10 protein-coding genes are annotated in these 7,280 nt (G+C 32.0%); all 10 read left to right on the forward strand.

Going from position 1 to position 7,280, the window contains the following annotated elements; genetic code table 11:
* Window positions 1–227 precede the first annotated feature (227 nt).
* The 10 genes from G3997_RS00305 to atpC all read left to right on the forward strand — a co-directional run bounded on the left by G3997_RS00305 (window position 228) and on the right by atpC (window position 7,077).
* Window positions 228–455, forward strand: coding sequence for an AtpZ/AtpI family protein (locus tag G3997_RS00305; protein ID WP_296646277.1), 228 nt, complete (start codon window positions 228–230; stop codon window positions 453–455).
* A 4-nt stretch (window positions 456–459) separates the two neighbouring features.
* The gene (locus G3997_RS00310; RefSeq protein ID WP_296646279.1) at window positions 460–849 is read left to right on the forward strand and encodes an ATP synthase subunit I; all 390 of its coding nucleotides are present in this window, start codon (window positions 460–462) and stop codon (window positions 847–849) included.
* A gap of 2 nt (window positions 850–851) precedes the next feature.
* Window positions 852–1,559: a F0F1 ATP synthase subunit A gene (gene atpB / locus G3997_RS00315; RefSeq protein WP_296646281.1), complete on the forward strand. Its 708-nt coding sequence runs from the start codon at window positions 852–854 to the stop codon at window positions 1,557–1,559.
* Window positions 1,560–1,615: 56 nt separating this feature from the next.
* Window positions 1,616–1,861 (forward strand): ATP synthase F0 subunit C, encoded by a 246-nt coding sequence (atpE, locus tag G3997_RS00320; protein WP_296649181.1) that lies wholly within the window; start codon window positions 1,616–1,618, stop codon window positions 1,859–1,861.
* A gap of 94 nt (window positions 1,862–1,955) precedes the next feature.
* Window positions 1,956–2,456, forward strand: a complete 501-nt coding sequence (gene atpF / locus G3997_RS00325) for a F0F1 ATP synthase subunit B (protein ID WP_296646283.1) — start codon at window positions 1,956–1,958, stop codon at window positions 2,454–2,456.
* Entirely contained in the window at window positions 2,453–2,995 is a 543-nt protein-coding gene (locus G3997_RS00330) for a F0F1 ATP synthase subunit delta (protein WP_296646285.1), read from the forward strand. Before atpF ends, G3997_RS00330 begins: the two co-directional genes overlap by 4 nt.
* A gap of 15 nt (window positions 2,996–3,010) precedes the next feature.
* Window positions 3,011–4,513 (forward strand): F0F1 ATP synthase subunit alpha, encoded by a 1,503-nt coding sequence (atpA, locus tag G3997_RS00335; protein WP_296646288.1) that lies wholly within the window; start codon window positions 3,011–3,013, stop codon window positions 4,511–4,513.
* A 27-nt stretch (window positions 4,514–4,540) separates the two neighbouring features.
* Entirely contained in the window at window positions 4,541–5,404 is an 864-nt protein-coding gene (gene atpG / locus G3997_RS00340) for an ATP synthase F1 subunit gamma (RefSeq protein ID WP_296646290.1), read from the forward strand.
* A gap of 15 nt (window positions 5,405–5,419) precedes the next feature.
* Window positions 5,420–6,814 (forward strand): F0F1 ATP synthase subunit beta, encoded by a 1,395-nt coding sequence (atpD, locus tag G3997_RS00345; RefSeq protein ID WP_296646294.1) that lies wholly within the window; start codon window positions 5,420–5,422, stop codon window positions 6,812–6,814.
* Window positions 6,815–6,816: 2 nt separating this feature from the next.
* Window positions 6,817–7,077: an ATP synthase F1 subunit epsilon gene (gene atpC, locus G3997_RS00350; protein WP_296646296.1), complete on the forward strand. Its 261-nt coding sequence runs from the start codon at window positions 6,817–6,819 to the stop codon at window positions 7,075–7,077.
* The last annotated feature ends 203 nt before the right edge of the window (window positions 7,078–7,280 follow it).

Below are 7,280 nucleotides of genomic sequence, written 5' to 3' on the forward strand. Positions count from 1 at the left end.
AATAGTATTTTTTATAATTTAATTAAAGTGTTTTTATGAATAATATTTTTTCATTGAATGAAAAACTTCAGTAAAATTCAAATTGAATCTAAAATGTTATAAATTAGTTCTAAAATATACAAAAATATGATAGAATAAGATATACTTAAATAAATTTTTTTTATAAGTTACATTTTAACGTTAAAAATCTATTAAATTATATTCTTTTAGAAAGGATATACTATTCGATGAATAAGAAAAAAACATACATGCAAATTGCTAATATGCTTTCATTAATAAATCAAATTGGGATTATGATATTGATATGTATATTAGGATGCACATTTATAGGAAAGTTTTTAGATTCTAAATTAAATACATCTCCAATACTAACATTAGTGTTTATGTTATTAGGTATAGGTGGAGCATTTATGGGAGCATATAAGACTTTAATTGTATATACAAAAAGGAAGTGAAGTTATGGACAATAAGCTACAAGATGAAATTAAAAAATTAACAAAGGGAATTGTATTCTATGATTTATTAATTTTACTAGGGTTAGCAATAACTTTTAACCTTAATAAGGCGATGGTATTAGGATTGATATTTGGAACAATAATAGCTATATTAAATCTTAGATTATTAGCTATAAGTGTAACTAAAACAATAGCAAAGCCACCTACAAGAGCTCAAATATATTCATCTAGTCAATATTTGATTAGAATGGGGATAATGGCAGTTGTTTTATTTGTATCTGCTAAAGCACCTCATTTGAATATAGTTGGTACTGCGCTAGGATTACTATCAACTAAATTTGTTATTTTAGCACAAAAACTAATAATAGAAAAAGTTAAAAGAAAGGAGGCATAGGGATGAGTCAAGCTAAATGGGTCTGGTTTTTTGGGAATTTCAAATTAAGTGAGACTGTAGTAGTGAGCTGGATAATAATTGCAGCTTTAGCACTAATATCTTTCTTATTAACAAGAAATCTTAAAAAAGTACCTACAAGCAAAGTCCAAATATTCTTAGAATTTGCAATAGGAACTCTAGATAAGCTAGTAAAGGATACTATGGGTGAAAATACAGTAAAGAAAATGCCTAATATGGTACCTTACATAGGAAGTTTAGTTTTATTCTTTGCATGTTCTAACTTAATAGGACTATTAGGATTTAGATCTCCAACGACAGATATAGATACTACATTAGCGTGGGCAATGATAACATTCTTTATGATTTACTACGCTGGAATTAAGTTTAATGGACTTAAGTACTTCAAAGGCTTAATGGAGCCTGTACCATTTTTACTACCATTAAACATAATAGGAGAAATAGCGAAGCCAATATCATTAACTTTCCGTCCATTTGGGAATATATTAGGTGGAGCAGTTATAATGGCATTAGTATACCAATTCTTAGGATGGCTATCAACACTGATACCAGGGGTTTCAATACCAATTGGTCAATTAGTAATACCAGTTCCGCTACATTTATACTTCGATTTATTCTCAGGAGTATTACAATCATTCATATTTATAATGTTAACTATGGTGTTTGTATCAGATGCAGCAGGACAAAATTAATTAAATAAAAAATAAATTAAAAATAAAAAATTTCAAGGAGGAAAAGAAACATGGATATGAATACAGCAATAATAGCAGCAGGTTCAGCTATAGGAGCAGGTCTTGCAGTTATAACAGGTATAGGAGCAGGTATAGGACAAGGATTTGCAGCAGGTAAAGCAGCAGAAGCAGTTGGTAACCAACCAGAAGCAAAAGGAGATATAACTCAAACAATGTTACTTGGAGCAGCGGTTGCAGAATCAACAGGTATATATGGGCTAGTTATAGCTATAATTCTTTTATTCGCTAATCCATTTATGTAAGATTAAAACTCAACAAATTATTTGAAGTTTATAATTAGGAGATGGCTTACCATCTCCTAATTATAAATGGTTATTAGTGGAAAGGAGAATGCATATGGAATTTAAACCATTAATAGGTATAACATATGAATTTGTATTTCAAATTGTAAATACTTTCTTAGTATTTTTCCTTTTAAAAAAGTTACTATTTAAACCTGTATTAGGAATAATAGAAGCTAGAGAAAAAGATATAAGAGAGAATTTAGCACAAGGAGAAAGAGCTAAAAAAGAAGGTTTAACTTTAAAATCAGAATATGAAGAAAAGTTAACTTCAGCAAAAGAGCAAGGTCAAGAAATAATAAAGCAAGCTACTTTAAGAGCAGAGCAAAAAGAAAATGAAATAATAGCTGCTGCTAAGCAAGAAGCAAGCCAATTAAAAGAAAAAGCTAGCAAGGATGTAGAACAAGAAAGACAAAAAGTTATGAATGAGATTAAAAATGAAATCTCTAGTATAGCTGTTTTAGCTGCATCTAAAGTTATTGAAAAAGATATAGATTCTAACAAACATAAAGAGTTAATAGATAACTTTATAAAAGAGGTGGGCGAATCTAAATGATAAATGTAATAGCAGATAGATATGCACAAGCTTTATTTGAAGTTGGCGAGGAAACTCAAGCTACTAGCGAATTATACCAAGAGTTAAGTGAGTTAGTAGTTATACTTAATGAAAATAAAGATTTATACAATTTCTTAAAATCACCACTAATAGGTAGAGAAGATAAGAAAAATGTAATGAAAAATATATTTGAAAATCAATTAAGTGACAATATGAATAACTTCTTGAAGATAGTTATAGATAAAGACAGAATGTCGGCTATAGAAAATATAAAAGAATCATATAAAAACTTATTAAATGATAAGAACAATATATTAGAAGGAACTGTAGTAACTGCAGTTTCATTAAGTGAACATGAAATAAAAGATTTAGAAAAGAATCTTTCTATAAAATACAATAAAAACGTTACTTTAAATAATATAGTTGATGAAACTATATTAGGAGGAGTTTTAGTTAAACTTGGAAATGAAGAGATAGATGGAACAGTTAAAACTCGTTTAGCGAAAATTAAAAACCAATTATCTCAAGTAATATCTTAGAATGGCGGTGAACCCATGAATTTAAGACCAGAAGAAATAAGTTCAATAATAAAAGAACAAATAAAAAATTATGAAAATAAAGTTGAATTAACAGATACAGGAAGTGTTTTAAAAGTTGGAGATGGTATAGCAAGTGTTTACGGACTAGAAAATGCTATGGCTGGAGAACTTTTAGAATTCCCAGGAGAAGTTTATGGAATGGCTCTTAACCTTGAAGAAGATATGGTTGGGGCAGTTATGCTTGGTGATGACCAAGGTATAAAAGAAGGCGATGTTGTTAAGAGAACTGGAAACGTAGTTTCTGTTCCTGTTGGAGAAGCCTTAATAGGAAGAGTTGTAAATGCATTAGGTCAACCAATAGACGGAAAAGGACCTATAAACACAAATAAAACAAGACCAGTTGAATCAGAAGCTACAGGAATAATGGCTAGAAAATCTGTTCATCAACCACTTGAAACAGGAATAAAAGCTATAGATGCCATGATACCAATAGGTAAAGGACAAAGAGAGCTTGTAATCGGAGATAGACAAACTGGTAAAACATCTATATGTATAGATACTATACTTAACCAAAAAGGTAAAGATGTTATATGTATATATGTTGCAATAGGGCAAAAGCGTTCTACAGTAGCTCAATTAGTTAACACTTTAGAAAAAGGTGGAGCTATGGACTACACAATAGTAGTATCTGCAAGTGCTTCTGAATCTGCACCACTTCAATTCATAGCACCATATGCAGGGGTTGCAATGGGTGAAGAGTTCATGTTTGAAGGAAAACATGTATTAATAGTATATGATGACTTAACTAAGCATGCCGTTGCATACAGAGAGATGTCATTATTACTTAAGAGACCACCAGGACGTGAAGCTTACCCTGGGGACGTATTCTACTTACACTCAAGATTATTAGAAAGAGCTGCTAAGTTATCAGATGAATTAGGTGGAGGTTCTATAACTGCTTTACCTATAATAGAAACTCAAGCAGGAGACGTTTCTGCGTATATACCAACTAACGTTATATCTATAACAGATGGACAAATATACTTAACACCTGAGTTATTCTATGCAGGTATAAGACCAGCAGTTGACCCTGGTATATCAGTATCAAGGGTTGGAGGTTCTGCTCAAATAAAATCAATGAAAAAAGTTGCGGGACCATTAAAGCTTCTTTACTCTCAATATAAAGAACTTGCTGCATTCTCTCAATTTGGATCTGACTTAGATGAAGATACTAAGAAGAGGCTTGCTCAAGGGGAAAGAATAGTTGAAGTATTAAAGCAAGGTGAACATCAACCATTATCAGTTGAAAACCAAGTTATGATAATACATGCAGTTACAAATAACTTATTATCTGATATACCAGTTAATAATGTAGCAAGATTTGAAACTGAATTATTCGAATTTATAAATATAAATTATCCAGAAATAGGAAAGAAAATTCTTGAAAATGGAGACTTTACTCAAGAATTAACTAACGCTATAAATGAATTTAAGAAAAAGTTTGTTATAGAAGCGTAATCCTTTTTAAAAAAGGAGGTAAACACAGTGGCAGGAGCTGGAATGAAGGAAATTAAAACTCGTATTAAGAGTGTTGAAAGTACTAAGCAAATAACTAAAGCTATGGAACTTGTATCTTCATCTAAGTTTAGAAAAGCTAAAGAAAGAGCTGAAAGTACAAAACCATACTTTAATACTTTATACAACACTGTTCAAGATATAGCTAAAAATACGGGTAATAGTACAAATGTATTTCTAAAAGAAAGAAAAGTTAATAACGTATGTTATATAGTAGTAGCTGGTGATAGAGGATTAGCTGGAGGTTATAACTCTAATATTTTAAAAGCAGTACTTGCTCATAACAAATTAGGCACAGGAAAAATCATACCTGTAGGTAAAAAAGCTAAAGAGTCTTTAGTTAATAGGGGATATGAAGTTATAGATTATATAGAATCTGTAGAAAAATGTGTTTATGATGATGCAAATAGAGTTGCTCAAGCAGCTATGGAAGCTTATAAAAATGGAGAGGTTGATGAGGTTAACCTTGTTTATACAGAGTTTATATCTGCCTTATCACAAGAACCTAAGATAGTAAAATTACTACCAGTTACAATAGATAATACAAAGACTGAAGAAAAAGTTAAAACAAGCAAAGCTGCAGTTCAATATTTACCTTCTGCTGATGCAGTACTTGGATATATATTACCTAAGTATGTATCAGGAAGTGTATATGGAGCTATAGCAGAATCTTTTGCATCAGAACAAGCTGCAAGAAGAACTGCTATGGAATCAGCTACAGACAATGCTAACGAAATGATATCAAAACTAGAATTAGTATACAATAGAGCAAGACAAGCAGCAGTTACTCAAGAAATATCTGAGATAGTAGGGGGAGCTGCAGCAGCTCAATAATAAGGAGGTTAGGACATGGCAAACATAGGTAAAATAGTTCAGGTTGTCGGACCAGTATTAGACGTTAAGTTTGATAATGAAAAAAGCTTACCTAATCTATTAAATGCATTAGTGATAAAGCAAGGAGATAAAGAAATAGTAGCAGAGGTTGCACAACACGTTGGTGGCGACACTGTTAGATGTATATCTATGAGTTCAACAGATGGACTTGTAAGAGGAATGGAAGTTGTTGATACAGGAGCTCCTATAACTGTTCCTGTTGGGGATGCAACATTAGGAAGAATATTCAACGTATTAGGACAACCAGTTGATGGTAAGCCAGCACCAGCTGAAGCACCACAAATGCCTATACACAGAGCAGCACCAGAATTCGAAGAATTACAACCAACTGCTGAAATACTAGAAACTGGTATAAAAGTAGTTGACTTATTAGCACCATACTTAAAAGGTGGTAAGATAGGTCTATTCGGAGGAGCTGGAGTTGGTAAAACAGTTCTTATACAAGAGCTTATAACAAACATAGCTTCTCAACACGGTGGATTATCAGTATTCGCTGGAGTTGGAGAAAGAACAAGAGAAGGTAACGACCTTTACGAAGAAATGACTGATTCTGGAGTTATAAAGAAAACTGCTCTAGTATTCGGACAAATGAACGAGCCACCTGGAGCAAGAATGAGAGTTGCTTTAACAGGACTTACAATGGCAGAACACTTTAGAGATAAAGAAAACCAAGACGTATTATTATTCGTTGATAATATATTTAGATTTACACAAGCTGGATCTGAGGTTTCAGCACTTCTTGGACGTACACCATCAGCAGTTGGATACCAACCAACATTAGCTACAGAAATGGGTAGACTACAAGAAAGAATAACATCAACTAAGAGTGGATCGATAACATCTGTTCAAGCTGTATACGTTCCTGCCGATGACTTAACTGACCCGGCACCAGCTACAACATTCACGCACTTAGATGCTAAGACAGTTTTATCTAGACAAATAGCATCTCTAGGGATATTCCCAGCAGTTGATCCACTAGAGTCTAGCTCAAGAGTTCTAGATCCACAAATAGTAGGTAAAGAACACTACGAAGTAGCTAGAGGAGTTCAATCTATATTACAAAGATACAATGAGCTTCAAGATATAATAGCAATACTTGGTATGGATGAATTATCTGATGAAGATAAGTTAACAGTTGCTCGTGCTAGAAGAATCCAAAGATTCCTAGGACAACCATTCCACGTTGCTGAAGTATTCACAGGGGTTCCTGGTGTATACGTACCATTAAAAGAAACTATAAGAAGTTTCAAAGAAATATTAGAAGGAAAGCATGATAATTTACCAGAGTCAGCATTCATAAATGCAGGAAACATAGACACTGTAGTTGCTAGAGCAAAGGAGAGTAGATAATAATGGCAAATGTATTTGCACTTGAAATTGTCACTCCTGATAAAACCTTCTATAATGGAAATGCGGAGATGATTGTAGTTAGAACTACTGAAGGTGATAGAGGTATATTAAAAAACCACAGACCATTAGTAGCTGGACTTGCTACAGGTACATTACGTATTAAGTTAGATGGAAAATATAAGGATGCGAAAGTATCTGGTGGATTCATGAATGTAGATAAAGAAAAAACTGTAATAGTTACTGAATCTGCAGAGTGGATATAAATTAAATATTTATAAATAATTATGGGGGCTAGAAATTTTCTAGCACCCATTTTTTAATTTAATAAATTGCTATAAAAATGACAATATTGAAATATAGTAAGGATATAAATGAGTATAGATTATATACTATAATATTAATAGTTGAATATAATTATTTTAAACATAATAAAATAGAAATATAAGTAATTCAAGAAGGAAATAAT

This window comes from Romboutsia sp. 13368, assembly GCF_018336475.1.
Taxonomy (GTDB): Bacteria; Bacillota; Clostridia; order Peptostreptococcales; family Peptostreptococcaceae; genus Romboutsia.

Coding starts and splice junctions, on each gene's coding strand:
- G3997_RS00305 (WP_296646277.1), top strand. CDS start 228: ATGAATAAGAAAAAAACATACATGCAAATTGCTAATATGCTTTCATTA.
- atpC (WP_296646296.1), top strand. CDS start 6,817: ATGGCAAATGTATTTGCACTTGAAATTGTCACTCCTGATAAAACCTTC.
- G3997_RS00330 (WP_296646285.1), top strand. CDS start 2,453: ATGATAAATGTAATAGCAGATAGATATGCACAAGCTTTATTTGAAGTT.
- atpF (WP_296646283.1), top strand. CDS start 1,956: ATGGAATTTAAACCATTAATAGGTATAACATATGAATTTGTATTTCAA.
- atpD (WP_296646294.1), top strand. CDS start 5,420: ATGGCAAACATAGGTAAAATAGTTCAGGTTGTCGGACCAGTATTAGAC.
- G3997_RS00310 (WP_296646279.1), top strand. CDS start 460: ATGGACAATAAGCTACAAGATGAAATTAAAAAATTAACAAAGGGAATT.
- atpB (WP_296646281.1), top strand. CDS start 852: ATGAGTCAAGCTAAATGGGTCTGGTTTTTTGGGAATTTCAAATTAAGT.
- atpE (WP_296649181.1), top strand. CDS start 1,616: ATGAATACAGCAATAATAGCAGCAGGTTCAGCTATAGGAGCAGGTCTT.
- atpA (WP_296646288.1), top strand. CDS start 3,011: ATGAATTTAAGACCAGAAGAAATAAGTTCAATAATAAAAGAACAAATA.